General features: G+C 50.0%; 9 protein-coding genes. 5 read left to right on the plus strand and 4 right to left on the minus strand.

Features of this window, described 5'->3' with window-relative positions:
- The first annotated feature begins 165 nt into the window (after nt 1-165).
- From SPSPH_RS16030 to SPSPH_RS16050, 5 genes are all read left to right on the plus strand, one after another.
- Nucleotides 166-1,638: a TIGR02677 family protein gene (locus tag SPSPH_RS16030; protein WP_075758234.1), complete on the plus strand. Its 1,473-nt coding sequence runs from the start codon at nt 166-168 to the stop codon at nt 1,636-1,638.
- 27 nt (nt 1,639-1,665) lie between these two features.
- On the plus strand, nt 1,666-2,892 hold the full coding sequence (locus tag SPSPH_RS16035) for a TIGR02678 family protein (protein WP_075758233.1): 1,227 nt from the start codon (nt 1,666-1,668) through the stop codon (nt 2,890-2,892).
- Nucleotides 2,876-7,054: a TIGR02680 family protein gene (locus SPSPH_RS16040; protein ID WP_075758232.1), complete on the plus strand. Its 4,179-nt coding sequence runs from the start codon at nt 2,876-2,878 to the stop codon at nt 7,052-7,054. Before SPSPH_RS16035 ends, SPSPH_RS16040 begins: the two co-directional genes overlap by 17 nt.
- Nucleotides 7,054-8,409 (plus strand): TIGR02679 family protein, encoded by a 1,356-nt coding sequence (locus tag SPSPH_RS16045; protein WP_075758231.1) that lies wholly within the window; start codon nt 7,054-7,056, stop codon nt 8,407-8,409. The genes SPSPH_RS16040 and SPSPH_RS16045 overlap by 1 nt, the downstream gene beginning before the upstream one ends.
- 91 nt (nt 8,410-8,500) lie before the next feature.
- Complete coding sequence (locus SPSPH_RS16050) at nt 8,501-8,950, plus strand: hypothetical protein (protein WP_075758230.1); 450 nt, start codon at nt 8,501-8,503, stop codon at nt 8,948-8,950.
- Nucleotides 8,951-9,031: 81 nt separating this feature from the next.
- On the opposite strand, the gene SPSPH_RS16055 is transcribed toward SPSPH_RS16050, so the two are convergent.
- From SPSPH_RS16055 to SPSPH_RS16070, 4 genes are all read right to left on the minus strand, one after another.
- On the minus strand, nt 9,032-9,667 hold the full coding sequence (locus SPSPH_RS16055) for a hypothetical protein (RefSeq protein ID WP_075758229.1): 636 nt from the start codon (nt 9,665-9,667) through the stop codon (nt 9,032-9,034).
- A gap of 12 nt (nt 9,668-9,679) precedes the next feature.
- Complete coding sequence (locus SPSPH_RS16060; protein ID WP_075758228.1) at nt 9,680-10,048, minus strand: hypothetical protein; 369 nt, start codon at nt 10,046-10,048, stop codon at nt 9,680-9,682.
- Nucleotides 10,048-11,625 (minus strand): flagellar filament capping protein FliD, encoded by a 1,578-nt coding sequence (fliD, locus tag SPSPH_RS16065; RefSeq protein WP_075758227.1) that lies wholly within the window; start codon nt 11,623-11,625, stop codon nt 10,048-10,050. The genes SPSPH_RS16060 and fliD overlap by 1 nt, the downstream gene beginning before the upstream one ends.
- A gap of 117 nt (nt 11,626-11,742) precedes the next feature.
- The gene (locus SPSPH_RS16070) at nt 11,743-14,694 is read right to left on the minus strand and encodes a flagellin (RefSeq protein ID WP_075758226.1); all 2,952 of its coding nucleotides are present in this window, start codon (nt 14,692-14,694) and stop codon (nt 11,743-11,745) included.
- Nucleotides 14,695-14,983 lie beyond the last annotated feature (289 nt).

A 14,983-nucleotide genomic window follows, 5' to 3' on the forward strand; every position in this document is an offset into this window, starting at 1 on the left:
GATAAATGACAAAAGAGCCTTGTTCTTTTTATAGGCTTTCTGACCGGCATGCCCATGCTAATTTTGTCCTGTTCCTGGCAATAATGAATAAAAGGATTTATGCCACAATACGCAGAAATTAACCTAAAAATAGAGCAATATTAGCAAATAGGAGCAGGTTTTACTATGTACGAACAACGGCTCAAGCCTATCACGGAAGCGGCCTATCTAACCGCAGAAAATGCCTGGCGTTACCGGAGTATATTACGCTTTTTTTATGTCCAGCACGAAAAACTAAAGCATTACCTGTATCCGGAAGATATCTATGCTTACTTAAAGCAGGATCCGTATTTCAGCGAATATACCGAAGACCAGTTACAGTCTGATTTAAAGCAGCTCAGCGACTGGAAAAACATCATTCCCCGCCAGGAAACCGGACGGGTGGCAACAATTGAAGACTTTAAAAAGAAAAAGTTCCGTTATCAATGCACCCCTTATACCATTGAAATGGAACGGATGGTAGAAAGACTGCTTGAACTGGGACAATCCTTTGGCGGCTCGCTGGAAGCTACGTTGTTTGACAGACTGCTGGCGGCTTTACGGCGCTTTGCCGAAGAGGCCGGCAATCCGGATGGCGCTCAAATCAACCAAGCCTGGGAAGACGTCTACAGCTATTTCCGCAGGATTGTCGAAAACGCCTCCGATTATATCGCCTACCTGAAAAGTGAAAAAGTGGAAGAACGCATGATGAATGAAGCCTTTCTTGCCTATAAAGATGCGTTCGCCGAATACATCAGGCGCTTTATCCTGGGATTGCAGCATGCTTCCTATAATATTGAAACCCTGTTAAAACAAATTACGCCCGGGCAATTCACCCTGGCAGCCGAAAAAATTGCCGACTACCAGCTTAGTATTCCCCGTCTGGAGGAAAAAGCCGACCGCCCGCAGCTTATTGAACGCTGCCAGGACCAATGGACAAGCCTTAACGAATGGTTTTTCGGAACTTCAGGTCATGACAGCGAGCTGCTCTCCCTCGAACGGGAGACCACCGAAACTATCCGCCGGATCACCCGTTTCGCCCAGCGTCTGGGTGAACGGCAGCACGCTGTTCGCAGCCGCTACCGGGATTACCTTTATCTGGCTGCCTGGTTTGACCGTTTAGAGGATATCCGCACTGCCCATGAGCTGTCAGCCGTATTATTCGGCACGGCCGGCATCCGCCACATCTATGCCGAACCTGCCGAAAGCGAAGATATGTACAGCCTCATTTGGGATAATCCGCCGACAACCGTAACCGTAAAACCGAGCGTCAGTACCTACCGTGAGAAGCTCAAACCGGGTGCTGTCGTCAGCCGTACAGCGGAAAAAGCCGCCGCCCGGGCCGAATATATTAAAGAAAAAGCACAGGAACAGGCCTTAATTGACCGGCTCATTGACGGCAACCGCATTGTCATTGCCGCCTTGGGTGAACAAGCGCCGTTTATTCGCAAAACACTGTTAAACTGGATTGGCAAATGCATGGCCAGTTCCACCCGTACCACCAAAACCGAAACAGGCCGGCAGATACGGCTTATCCGGCTGAGCGACCGCCAAATCACCCTCACCTGTCCTGACGGCAAATTAACCTTGCCCGACCTGGCCATTGAATTCTTGGCCTAAGTTTGATTAAGACAAAGGAGTATCCTTATGGCCAGCGTAATTGAAAAATTTGATGATGAAGACCGGGAAGCCGCACTGCAGCTACTGGAAAATTATTGGATAATCCGCGATAAGACCCCTGAAGTATACCAGCTTATCCGCCGGCGGGAACAAGCGCTCCGCAGCTATTTTGCCGACAAATGCGGGTTTCAGTTAATTGTAAACAGGCAATTTATCAAGCTGGAAAAAATCCCCGCAAAACCGGCCGGCTGGATGGGATTCACCGCTTTGCAGCAGCCGCGTGATTATGCACTGCTCTGCTGTCTGCTGGCTTTTCTTGAGGAAAAGAACATTGACGAACAATTTCTGCTAAGCGACCTGTGTGAAAGCTTGCTGGCCATCTATCCCCAGGATGAGCAAACCGGCGAACCCAAAATCAGCTGGGAAAGCTACGAATGCCGCAAATCCCTGGTACGTGTGCTTACCATGGCATGCGAATACCGGTTCGTAACCAGGGTGGACGGAGATATCGCTGGCTTTATGAATAACGCCGACAGTGAGACCTTATTTGAGGTACCGTTAATGTCCCGCTATCTTTTGCGCTCCTATCCCAAGGATTTATGCCAATACAGCACCCTTGAAGAATTGCTGGCCTCAGAATACGCTGACGACAACGAACTTACAGGACGGGTGCGCAAACACCGCGTCTACCGGGAACTTTACCTGACACCGGGCTATGAACGCTGTGAAGCCAAAGAGGATGACTTTTTGTACCTTAGAAACATGCGTAACCGCCTGCGGGAAGACCTGGAAGATCATAGCCTGTTTAAGTTCGAATTATATAAAGATGTTGCTATGCTCACCGTTCCGGGCGACAGACGCTTTCAACTCACCGCCTTCCCGGACAGGAGCGGCATATCCGGAGTTATGCTGCACTTTGCCGCCGTTGTCCGTAATTACCGGCCAGCCGATATGGCAGTTACCGGGCAGGAACTCACCTTTACTCCGGTAGAATTTGACCGTTTAGTGGCAAAATGCCGCAAATCCACCGGTTCGGGCTGGACTAAAGAATACCGGGACATGACCTTGCCTCGCCTGACCAAAGAACTGCTGGCAGCACTTGTCGACTGGAAGATGGCCAGATTGAATCCTGAACTTGGCCTGATAGTCCTAAGTCCGCTGCTTGGCCGCACAATCGGCGTTTACCCCGGCGACTATAATCCTGAAAGAAAATCAGGAGAAACTACGGAGAATAGTGATGAACAACACAAATAAATGGCAAATGCATCGCGCCGGATTTCTCAATTTTTGGTACTATGACCAGGAAGACTACTTCTTCTCTGACGGAAAACTGCTGCTTCGGGGACTCAATGGCTCCGGTAAATCGGTTACCATGCAAAGTCTGATTACCGTACTCTTAGACGGTAAAATCGCCGCCAACCGGTTAGACCCTTTCGGTTCCAAAGACCGGCGCATGGAAGACTATCTGTTAGGCGAAAAGGATGTTGTCGAACGCGACGAACGCACCGGCTACCTATACCTGGAGTATAAGCGCGAGCATAGCGAGCAATACCTGACCACCGGTATCGGACTGAAAGCCAGGCGCGGCAGCAGTCTTGATTTCTGGGGCTTTGTCATTACCGATAACCGCCGCATCCACCATGATTTAGCCCTGGCCAAAACAGAATACAATGCCGACGGCAAACCGGAGCACATCCCGCTCACCCGCGGCGAACTGGAGCGGGCGATCGGCCCGCAAGGCGGCTTTGTTGCCCGCAGCCAAAACGAATATGCCGCTCTGGTCAATAAATACGTTTTCGGCTTTGCCTCCATAGAAAACTACAAAGACCTCATGGAACTTTTAATCCAACTACGCAGTCCCAAGCTGTCCAAGGATTTTCGTCCCAGCGTCATTCACGAAATTCTGACAAACTCGCTGCCTGCCCTGTCTGACGAGGAACTGCGTCCGCTCTCTGATACCATTGAGAATATGGAGCAGACAAAGGAGCAGATTGCCCTGCTGGAACGCGACCAGGCAGCCCTGGGACGCCTGATTCGCCAATATGATCAATATAACACCTTCGTCCTTGCCGAAAAGGCCCAGAAAAAACTCAGGGCGGATAAGGCCCTGGCCAAGCTGGAGCGCATTTATCTGGAGCGCAATAAAGACAAAGCAGCAAAAACCCAGCAACTGGCACAAGAGCAGGAAAGCAAACTCGAATATGACCGGGAGCTTGCCGCCTGCCAAAAAGAAAAAGAAGCGTTAGATACCCATGACGTATTTAAGGCCGAAAAGCAAAAATACGAAACCGAAACAACAATAAACCGGCAAAAACAAAAATACCGTGATAAAACAGAGGCACTGACCAGAAAAAAACAGACCGAGCAGCGGGAAAACCTCACCCTCAGGCAACAGCAGCACACACTGGATCAAGCCGAAACTGAAATGCTGGAGGTGCTGGAAGAATTAACAGCCTTGGCGGAAGCAGCCGAGTTCACTCCCCATACGGCAGCGGCTGCCAACTTTGAAAAAAACTATAATAACAATTATTCTTTCGACATCTGGAAAAGTGAAACTGCCGCCCATCAGCGGCGGCTAAGCACCATTATCGACCAGCTCCGCTTACAGGCAGCCGCCAAACGTGAACAGCAGGCAGCCGCTGCAGCGGCCGAACAGGCCCAGCAAGCCTTTGATACCACCCGGGAAAAAGCCCGCAATACCGAACAAGCCTTTTTCAACCGCCGGGAAGAACTATTGGCCCAGGCCTATGAATGGATTACCCGCAGCCGGGACATTCTGCCTGTTGAGCCGGAAGAAATCAGCCTGCTGGCGCAAGCCATACAGCGTCTTTATGAAGATACCGCCTGGCAGGATGTACTAAGACCGGCAGAAGGAGCCTTTAAACGCCGGGAGAACATGTGGCGCAGACAGGCACTGGAACTTACACTTCAAAGTGAGCAAAAAAAGAGCGAATGCCGCAATCTGGAAACCGAGCTTCAGTCCTGGAAAACAAAAAAAGACCCTGAACCGGTGCGTCATCCTGATACCCTCAAGGCCCGTGCGGCTCTGACTGCTGCGGCAATTCCCCATCTGCCCTTTTATGCCGCCGTTGAATTTAATCCTAATGTCTCAGCCCGGGAGCGTGAACGGATTGAATCAATCCTGGCCGAGATCGGGCTGCTTGACGCCTTGATTGTTCCGCGCCAAGCCATCAGCCTGCTACCGTCCGAACTGTTTGACCGGGTCATTCATCCCGAACCGGCCATTATGTGCGCTACCCTTGCCGATTATCTGCATCCGACACCCTCTGCCGGGCAGGAAGTATCGGCCACCGACATTGATGAAGTGCTGCGCAGCATTATTGTCAACGAAGCCGGCCCGGCCCCGTTGCCGGCCGACGGTGCCGCCCCTGTCGTATCGGTCAGCTATGGCGCGTACCGGAGCGGACTTATTGCCGGACAAGCGCCCGGCCGCGATACCGCTTTATACATCGGACAGGAAGCGCGACGGCAATACCGTCTGCAGGAAATGGCCAGACTGGAAGCCGCGATTACAGAATGCTCACAGGCATTGGCGGCATTAACTGCCGAATACAATACGGTTATGAGCAAAATCACTGAACTGGAAACCTGCCTTGCCCTCTTCCCGTCCGGGCAAAGCCTGGACGCAGCCTATCAGGAATGGCAAAATTCCCGGCGGGAAGCCGCCATTCTGGAGGCCGATGCCGCACGGAAAAATGCGGCACTGCGTGAGAACCTAAACAAAGTCCAAGCCCTGACCAATCAGCTAAGAGATGTATCTGCCGGCCTCAAGCTGCCGCTCACCGAAACGGCTTACGCCGCCGCCAGGGAACAGGCCGAAAAATACCGCACCCAATTGAACACCCTTGAGCTGGCCTGCTGCAACTTTCTCAATAGCCAAAGCAATGTCGAACTGACACAAAAGCGTCTGACCGAACTGCAAACCGATGTTGACGAACTAAAAGGCGAATGCCTGGTGCTGTCCGAAGAACTGGCCAGACTGGAGCTGGAATTAAAGGCTGTCACGGCCCGCCTGGCAGCGCTTGGCGCCGAAGATATCCGCCGGCGCAGCCAGGAAGTGGTTGCCCGCCTGGCTGAATTACCTGAACTCATTGAAGCAGCGGTAACTGCCATTGCCCGCCTCAAAGCGGAAATCGACAGCCTGGAAAACCAGATTACCCTGCTCGAACACGAACGGACCTTTATTCGCCGCCTGTGCAGCTGCTGGCAGCAGGTGTTTGCCGAAGAAGCCGCCCTGCGCCTGGTGGGGCAACAAGAGGAAGCAAGCCAGGAACTGCCTGATGCCGGGACAATCGCCGACACCTATGCTGCCCTGCTGGAAACCGCCGAGCTGGACCGCGACAAAGTAGGCACAAGGCTGACAGAAAGCTACTACAAAGAAAACGCCTTACTGACCGAATACCGCCTGCAGCTTGATGAAATACTGACCGACACCCTTGACCTACCTGATATTCCGCCGGTAGAAGACCAGGACTTTTTTGTCCGTCATAACAATGAACTCAAACAAATAACCCGGCGCAAACGGGTTACACTGGAGTATGACGGGCGGAGAATGACGCCCCAGTCTGCATTCCAGCTGATTGATAAGCAAATCTCCGACCAAAAGGTGCTGTTATCGCAGCAGGATAGAGAGCTATATGAAGAAGTTATCATGAACAGCATTGGCCGGATTATCAGCAAACGAATAAACAGTGCTGAAAACTGGGTAGCCCAAATGAACAATTTAATGGAGAGTCTTGATACCTCAAGCGGCCTGGCATTTTCGCTGCGCTGGAAACCGCTCACAGCCGATGACGACAGTCAGCTGGATACCGAAGACCTGGTAAACCTGCTCCGGGCTGACCACCGCCTGTTAAAAGAAGAGGACATGAAACGCGTTGTCCGCCATTTCCAGTCACGCATCGAGCAAGCCAAAATCCAATCCGCTTCCCGCGCCGATTCCTTCCAGCATATTGTCAGAGAACTCCTGGATTTTCGCAAATGGTTTACCTTTACCCTGTTCTACCGCCGGGAGGGTATGCCCAAGAAGGAACTGACAAATAATGTATTTGGCAAGTTCAGCGGCGGTGAAAAAGCCATGGCGATGTATACTCCGCTATTTTCGGCCGCCTGCTCACGCTACCGTGAAGCCAGAGCCGATGCTCCGCGTGTAATCTCGCTGGATGAAGCCTTTGCCGGGGTTGATGAAAATAACATCAGAGAAATGTTTGCTTTAGTCGAACAGCTGGGGTTTAACTACATCATGAACTCACAGGCACTTTGGGGTGACTACGATACAGTAAAAAAACTCGCCATCTATGAGCTGGTCAGACCGAAAAATGCACCCTATGTCACCCTTGTCCGCTATCATTGGGACGGACATACCCGCCATCTGCTCCATGATGAGGTGATGTAATGAACACACCCGGCACTGCGGCTGCCGCCGCGGCCGCTTATTTTCGCAGCCGGCGCGGCTTTGACCGCCTGCTTACGCTGTTTATAAAAAAATATCAGTCCTTAGGCCGGCTGGCGGGAAGAATAACCCTGACCAAGCCTTCCCCGGAAGAAGTACAGGCACTGGCGGCCTTTTTCCGGCTTAACTGTGATAACAAATCATCGATTACCATTTCCTTTGCCCAATTTGCAGCGGCACTGGAACAAACCCGTTTTGCCGGTGCCGATATATTGGACATATTCAAATACTACTCCCGGGCACAGCTCATGACCAACCAGGAAATGAGCACCCAGGCGGAGACGGCCAGATGCCATTTTATCAATACATTTATATCCCAGTATAATAACCGGCACTGCCATACCTGGCTAAATGCAGTTTACCACAAAGCGTCTGGCACACGCCGCGCTCAGGCCGCGTACGAGCGGGGAGCGCCTGAGAACCAAAACCTCTTTACCATAACACTGCAGGCACTCAGCAGCCTGCCTGAGAGCTATGAGCGGCTGCCGCTTTTTGCCGGGCGTATTGCCGGTAATCCGCATGCTTTAGATACAACGGCTCCTGCCGGACGCCTTTTTCTCGAAGCGCTCAAACTGCTCAGCCAACAGTCCTGCCGGCCGGAAACCAAGCAAGTATCCTTACCTTCCCCTGCCGAAGAAGAAGCGGAGCTGTTATATTCCTTTCACCTGCTGCGCGACGATTTACTGAACTTTGTTACCTGCTCCGGTCTTACCGCCTTTAAAGAAACTGCCGGAAATAACCGGGAGCTGCCTTACTGGCGGGAAGCCTGGCATACCGGCGCAATCCTTAACGTGCCCCTGCGTGAACTGGTTACCCTCTCGCAGCTGCTCCCTGCCCGGCTCCCGCCCGGCCGGAAGAACGTGTATATTGTTGAAAACTCCGGTGTCTGCTCAACCATCATCGATTATTTTACCGGAAAGTCTCTGCCGTTGCCGCCGCTGCTCTGCACCCACGGCAATTTCAAACTGGCCTCCTGGGCCGCGATCGACAGACTGATAGCAGGTGATTGCCTCCTCCACTACTCCGGAGATTTTGACCCTGAGGGACTTTTAATGGCTGACCGGCTGCTATCGCGCCACCCCAGGCAAGTAAAGCTTTGGCGCTATTCCGCCGCTGACTATGCCAACTGTCTGAAAAACACCGGGGAAATCACCGCAATTAGCGAAAGCAGATGCAAAAAGCTTGCCGCCATTACCAGTCCGGTGCTGGCAGACATGGTTCAGGTACTGCGCTCCGCCAAACAGGCAGGTTATCAGGAAGCACTTGTAACCACACTGATTCAGGATATGCTTTTATAATAGTATAGTTTATTGCCAAGGAACCGTTTTTTTTTGTTTTTATGATATAATAAAGAGACTTAAGGGAATACAGCGAAAGGGGTGTGTTCTAATGGAAAAAATCCTTCAACAGATTCTTGACGGACAAAAACAGCTATTTGAGGGACAGAAACAGTTATTCCAGGGACAGGAACAGATTATTTCCAGGCTAGATCGTCTGGAGACCAGGATGGACCGTCTAGAGACCAAGGTGAATAGTCTGGAGGCCAAGGTGAATAGTCTTGAGACCAGGATGGATATCGTAGAGGGTAAGCTTGATGAAAACATTGCTGTTACCAAGGCGCTGCGGCACAATAACGAGGAGATTAACGCCCAGTTGCATTCCCTGGGCCATAGCTTAGCTGAACTGACAGGCACTGTTAATCAGTTAGACAGTAAAGTGGACAAACTTGCCAACTGTCTGGCCGAACATATAGACCGTACATCGGACAATATCAATTTCCTGCTCCGTAAAACTGCTGAGCATGGGGACGACATTCACCAGATACGCCGGGCATTATAGAAAAAAGCAAATGCTTTCAAACACAATAAAAATAAGCACCCAAAAATCTTGCAAAGCAAGATTTCGGGTGCTCGTTTTTATTCATACAGAGACGGAAAATGGTCGGCAAAAATAATAATCTTCCTTCTTCCCCAAAACATCCTCAACAATATTTTGCAGCATAGGTGCCAGGAATCCTTTATCCACCAATAACTTCTTGGCCTGTTCAGCATTCTCGCCTAAAAAGCTAACCAGCTTTTGCTCATCCAGTTTAATCATGCCGGTGTTTTTGTCCAGCGTAAGCCCCATGTTCAGATAATCCTGACCATCTTTGCCTTGCAACAACGCTTGCACACCGTTCAGCAGCCGCTTGCCTTCCTCCGTTACATAGCCGGAAGATTTAATCATGCCGTTTACATTATTATACGCATCAACAAGGCTGAGCAGAGAATTGCGTGCCAAATTGCTAAAGCCGTCACCGCTTCCCGACTTGCTGTAATAATTCTCAAACATTCCCTTGGGCGAAAATACCCGCAGCCTGCGGTTTAAAACCTGCACAGCCTCGCCAAACTCAAGCTTCTGCTTCCCGACCGCAGCTTGCTGTATCTGAAAAAAGGCATCTCCGGTCTGTGCGGCGGCAGCCTGTTTTCCTGCCGCCTTAGCGGCTGTGGAATTGGCGCCATAAGTACTGGCTAAGCCCTCCGCTGCAATCCCAGTGATTGTCCGCATTCCCATCATACTTACCCTCCGCTATTTTATAAGCCGGTCAAGCCGGCTGCCGGCGTCACCCCCGGCCTCCCCGTAACCGTCATAAGCTTTTGAAGCACTATGCTTCTGTTTGGCATGGTTAAGAAACAGCTGAACCTTCTGCGTAATACTAAGATTCAGGCCACGAAGCTCTAAGAACAAAGCCTGGCCCTGCTCCGTATGCTTAAAGTTGTCCTTCGCCAGCTCATCCAGCATCTGCTGCACAGCTTCCCGCTGGCTCATCAGTTCAAAGAAAAGCTCATGTTCCTTCCGCTCAAGAAACTTCAGCATCTCGCGCGACAAAAACAAATAATCCTGCCATAACTCGGCTGCTGTCCGCTGTAAGCTGTTCACAATACGCCCTTCACTCATTACTGACTAAACTGCTGCATTAGCCAGGAGCTCTGCGAGCTTAGGCGTGACAAGGCAGCCTCCATAGCATTGAATTGATTATAATACCGTTCCTCAGTAGCAGCCAGGCTATTCATCATGCTTGTCAGGCGGTCATTATACGATGTCAGACGTTTGGCAAGATTGCTTTGAACATCAACAGCATCAGGCAAACCGGCTTCATCTTTTAGCTGGCTCATGGCGGTATTCAGTTGGCTGTATAACCGGTTGGCCACACCGCTATCCTCAGCCGTATCGGCGCTGGTGCCAAAAATTTTAAATACCGCGTCAGGATCCTCTTCCAGAGCTTCTCTTAATGTCTTCTCATTAACATATAACTTGCCGGGATTTTTAGAATCAGCAGCGTTAAACTTACCATCACTATCAATATATGCACCGGTGCCAATCCCAATATCCACCGCGCTCCGATATGCGCCGGTCAAGCCTTTCACCGGCTCAACGAAACTCAATCGAAGTGAGTTGACCGTCTGGTTCAAAATAGGGTCCTGCCGCAGCATGCCGCTTTTGGCTTTGGCTTCCCAGGCCGCAATCTCGCTATCCTTCAGATCCGCCCGTTGCGCGTCGGTTAGTGGCATAAAATCGCGGTATTTATCTTCCTTCAGTTCGCCGTTATATACCGAAAGGAACGTATTATAATCCTCAATAAACGCTTTCACGTTGGCAATTGTTTTCTCAATATCTGCTTTAACATTAATTTGAGTGGAAACATAAATAGGATTGCCGTCGGCATCTGTGCCTGACGTGGCACTAACGCTCTTCAAATTATAGGAAACACCTGAGATTTGAAATTCATTAGCGCTCTGTGTAAGCTCCACACCATCCAGAACTATTAGAGCGTCTTTACCGCTTCTGCTCTGTTTATCCGGATCAGTTACTATCTCCGAACCCAATTTCAGATTCTCGCCTAAGAAATTCAGTCCGGCCGCACTGCTGCCAGTGAAATCAATGCCGGCAGCAGCACCCGTCGTATCGGAGTATAAAAAGAACCTGTCCAGCGTAGCATCATAATTGGCTTTAACACCGGCACCGGCATTATTAATCTGGCTGACAACATCATTTAACGAAGTTTCCTCCGTTACCTTCACTTCAATCTGCTTGCCATTAATTTTAAAGTCCAGCGTACTTCCGGCAGTAATGCCGTCAAACTGTTTCACCAACGACTCTTTCGACTTACCGTTGCCGGTGTCTGTAATACTCCCGGAGCTTGTCCAGGTGACCCCTTCCGCCAATCGCTTTACTACCAGCGAATGAGTCACATTGGCAGCATCACCGTTAGCCGTGGCCGAAACCACCAGATCATTCGTAGAGCTAACCGCCTTAGGCTGGAGACTGCTCTGCTTGCGGAAATCAAAAACAACCTTATTGCGGAAATCCTGTGTCAGTGTATATAAGGTGTTAAAATCCTTCTTTTTCCATTCAACCTGGGTCTTCTGCTGCCATACTTTATCATAGGACGTCCGGCGCGCTTTCATCAAATCCTTGACCATTTGGTCAACATCCATGCCGGAACCGCTTAAACCATAGGTACGAATTGCCATTTATTTTCCTCCTCATTATATTCATGCTGCTGCTTGCTCAAGGTTTTAAAGCTGCATACTCTTACCTATTATATCGGAAATATTTATAAAATCTTTAGTAGTTTCTGCAGTAGCATCTTATTTTAGGAGCTCCAAGATCATCTGCGGCTGCTTGTTCGCCTGGGATAGCATGGCGGTAGAAGCTTGAGCCAATACAGCCAGTTTTGCATACTCCGCCAATTCTTTAGCCATATTGACATCACGAATTTTCGACTCCGCCGCCTGTAAGTTCTCCCCCGACTGGGTTACATTACGGTAGAGCGAATCCAGCGCGTTGCGTTTGGCACCAATCAGTCCACGGGCAGCACTTACCATAGCGACCGCCTCATCAACAGCTTCAATAGCCTGGCTTGCACCACCTCTTTTTGTCATATCCAGTTGCTCCAAGCCAAGAATTTTCAGATTCATCACAAGCTGAGTGCCTGCTGCTAACATATTGCCTGAATTGGCCCCCACTTGAAATCTAATATTCTCGCCGCCGTCATACCGGAGATCATAAGGACCTGGATAAAACACAGTATATGCAGCACTGCCGCCGACACCATCAATCGCGAAAATTCCGTCAACACCGGGAGAATAGGTCAGCGTCAACACGGTTTTCGTATTCTGAGGTGTTTCAACCTTCTTACCGGAAGCAGCAACCTGCGGGTTTTGCGCTTGCAGTTTTGCATTGACCATAGCAATCAGGCCATCTGCCGTATAATCCCCCGCATCCAGGGTTACGGTTTTACGTTCCACTACACTGCCATTATGAATGTCAAAGCTAAGCTTGTCATTTACCCCGGTGGCAATGGCTATCCCCTGCTGCAAATCAACGCGGCCGTCGATATAGGTATCTGAAGCACTTGGCATACGAACATAGGCATAGTTATAATGGGAAACTTCCCGGCGAAATAGCGTATTAACCGAATTTCCCGCAACAGCATTCAACTGCGTAGCAGTGCCCGCCGTCCTGGAGCTAATTCGCAAAGCTGAGGAAGAAGCGCTGACAACAATAGCACTGCCGATGCCCTCGCTGGCAAACTTATTATTCAGTTCCGCCACTAAGGTAGTTTGATTATACGTGCCGGCTGCCAGCGTAATAACATGATCTGCATCATTAACCCGTACTGTCAGCGAATCATTAACACCGGTACTAATAGTAACATTGCTGACATTGGCGGCGCCAATTATCTGGCTGGCAGCGGGAGAGCCGCCGTAAGCCTGGCCTATAGGCATGTCGGTACTCATAAGCGTAGACAAAGCATTGCCGCCAAAATTATCCAGCGAATAAGGAAACAGCGGAATACCGCCGCCTGCATTTTTATGTTCAAATATCAGCCGGTCGTATGAATCATATCTTGCCGTTATGTCCATACCGCTTAACCCGCTTTTAATGGCCGCTAACAAACCGGCACCGGTATACCAGCCGCCACCTAACGTAATGACTTTATCCTCGCCATCCAGCCTGAAGGTCAGGGTATCATTATAGCCGGTAACAATCTGTGCGCCATTGGTCAGCCGGGTCGTTCCGCTTGCCGTTGCCCGCCCGGTAGCTATCGGCGTGGAATTTCCTTCCTCCAGCTTGTAGGAACCCTGCGAAACACTTACCGACCCTGCCCCGCCCATGAGAGCATAGGCCGCGCCGCCTGACACAGTGCCGATCGAACCTGACCCGGCACCAGTATACGCCAATTGCAAAACACTGCCGGAAAGGTTAGCCTGGGCGGTAATACCCTTAGCCGTAAACACTTCATTTAATTGGTCGATAATTCCATCTTGTGTATATGTACCGGCAGCCAAGGTTACCTCATAACCAGTGCCGCCTACATTAAAGCGCAAAACATCATTGCGACCGGCCTCAATGGTGACTCCCCCTGCCAGTGACTTATTGCCCTTGAAGGCGGCAGCATAGCCGTTCGAACCGGCATACCTTGATTCCGAATGAGTAGTGGAGCTTAATTGATCCAATATAACCGTCCGCGCCGTTCCGCCTAAATTGGTAAGCGTGTATTTCGCACCACGCTTATTATGCGAAATCAGCAGGCGACCGCCAGAATCAAGTTTCGCGGTAACATCAGCATAGTCTGCCGCAAAAGCGGCATTCAATGTATCTACAATTTCCTGTGCCGTATAACTACCCTCGGCAAAGTTAACCAAAACATCCTGATAACCCGCGTCACCACCCACGCGGAACGTAAGTTTGGTATGCAAGCTGTCAATAACAGCCCCGTCAGTCAACACTTCATACCCCTGAATATCCGCGCCAAAAATAGAGCCTGGCTTACTATTGTCATAAATAATGGACGTCCAGGCGTCCGGCGCATTAATTTCAATCATGTTGCCGCCCAGACTGTCCAATACTTTGGTTGGCGAATAATAGACCAGGCTGTCGCCCTCAAAATCAACCGTTATATCTGTGCCGGCACCGGCAAACAGCATATTTAACGTTTCCACCAATTCGTCCGCCGTATAAGCAGTTGCCTTTGGCGGCAGAGAAATGGAATGTTCAACACCATCCAGCCGGAACGTCAAGGTGTCATTTTGACCGGCTGCTACTCTTAAACCATATTCACGTATTACCGTATCCCCCGGCAAAATGCCGGGGATTGCCGTTTTTATCTCCCTGATATTCTGCGCGAAAATCTTGCTGGTATTAAACTCAGCAGAACGAAACAACTTGCGCAAATGCTCTTGTATCTGCACAACTTCAGCCTGGATAGCCTCACGATCGCTCTTAGTCAATGTATCATTAGCTGCCTGCACCGCAAGCTCCCGCAACCGTTCAAGCGGCGGAGTATGAATATTGCCAAGAGAACCATCGACCGTATCCATATAGTTAATGGCATCCTGAATATTTCTGGCCGCCTGCGAAAGCCCTCGAATTTGCGCCCGCATCTTTTCGCTGATACTAAGTCCGGCCGCATCGTCAGCCGCCTTATTGATTCTTAAACCTGAAGACAATTTTTCCAATGACTTACTGCTTTTCCGTTCATTCTTATATAATTCCCTAAAAGCGTTGAGGCCTGATATATTCGTATGAATGATCATAGATAAAACCTCCGTGGAAAAACGATACCAACCTTATTTATTATATATCGTTTTCTCACATGACAGCAATTAATTATGATTTTGCTGAATTATCTCCCATTTTCAATATTTTCCTTGAAAATTAGGACTTTAGCACTATATTTGTACTCCATATTGCATATATTAATTATTTCTAATATTTCGATACAGCACCGAATCGTCCGGCATTCCCACCTCAACCAGCACATTCAACCGCGCACCCTTCCAGGAGCTGTTTGGGATATCAAGCTTGGTGCATCTTTACTCAGCG

Source organism: Sporomusa sphaeroides DSM 2875 (genome assembly GCF_001941975.2).
In the GTDB taxonomy this organism is placed as follows: Bacteria; Bacillota; Negativicutes; order Sporomusales; family Sporomusaceae; genus Sporomusa; species Sporomusa sphaeroides.

Coding starts and splice junctions, on each gene's coding strand:
- fliD (WP_075758227.1), bottom strand. CDS start 11,625: ATGGCAATTCGTACCTATGGTTTAAGCGGTTCCGGCATGGATGTTGAC.
- SPSPH_RS16035 (WP_075758233.1), top strand. CDS start 1,666: ATGGCCAGCGTAATTGAAAAATTTGATGATGAAGACCGGGAAGCCGCA.
- SPSPH_RS16045 (WP_075758231.1), top strand. CDS start 7,054: ATGAACACACCCGGCACTGCGGCTGCCGCCGCGGCCGCTTATTTTCGC.
- SPSPH_RS16050 (WP_075758230.1), top strand. CDS start 8,501: ATGGAAAAAATCCTTCAACAGATTCTTGACGGACAAAAACAGCTATTT.
- SPSPH_RS16030 (WP_075758234.1), top strand. CDS start 166: ATGTACGAACAACGGCTCAAGCCTATCACGGAAGCGGCCTATCTAACC.
- SPSPH_RS16040 (WP_075758232.1), top strand. CDS start 2,876: ATGAACAACACAAATAAATGGCAAATGCATCGCGCCGGATTTCTCAAT.
- SPSPH_RS16060 (WP_075758228.1), bottom strand. CDS start 10,048: ATGAGTGAAGGGCGTATTGTGAACAGCTTACAGCGGACAGCAGCCGAG.
- SPSPH_RS16055 (WP_075758229.1), bottom strand. CDS start 9,667: ATGATGGGAATGCGGACAATCACTGGGATTGCAGCGGAGGGCTTAGCC.
- SPSPH_RS16070 (WP_075758226.1), bottom strand. CDS start 14,694: ATGATCATTCATACGAATATATCAGGCCTCAACGCTTTTAGGGAATTA.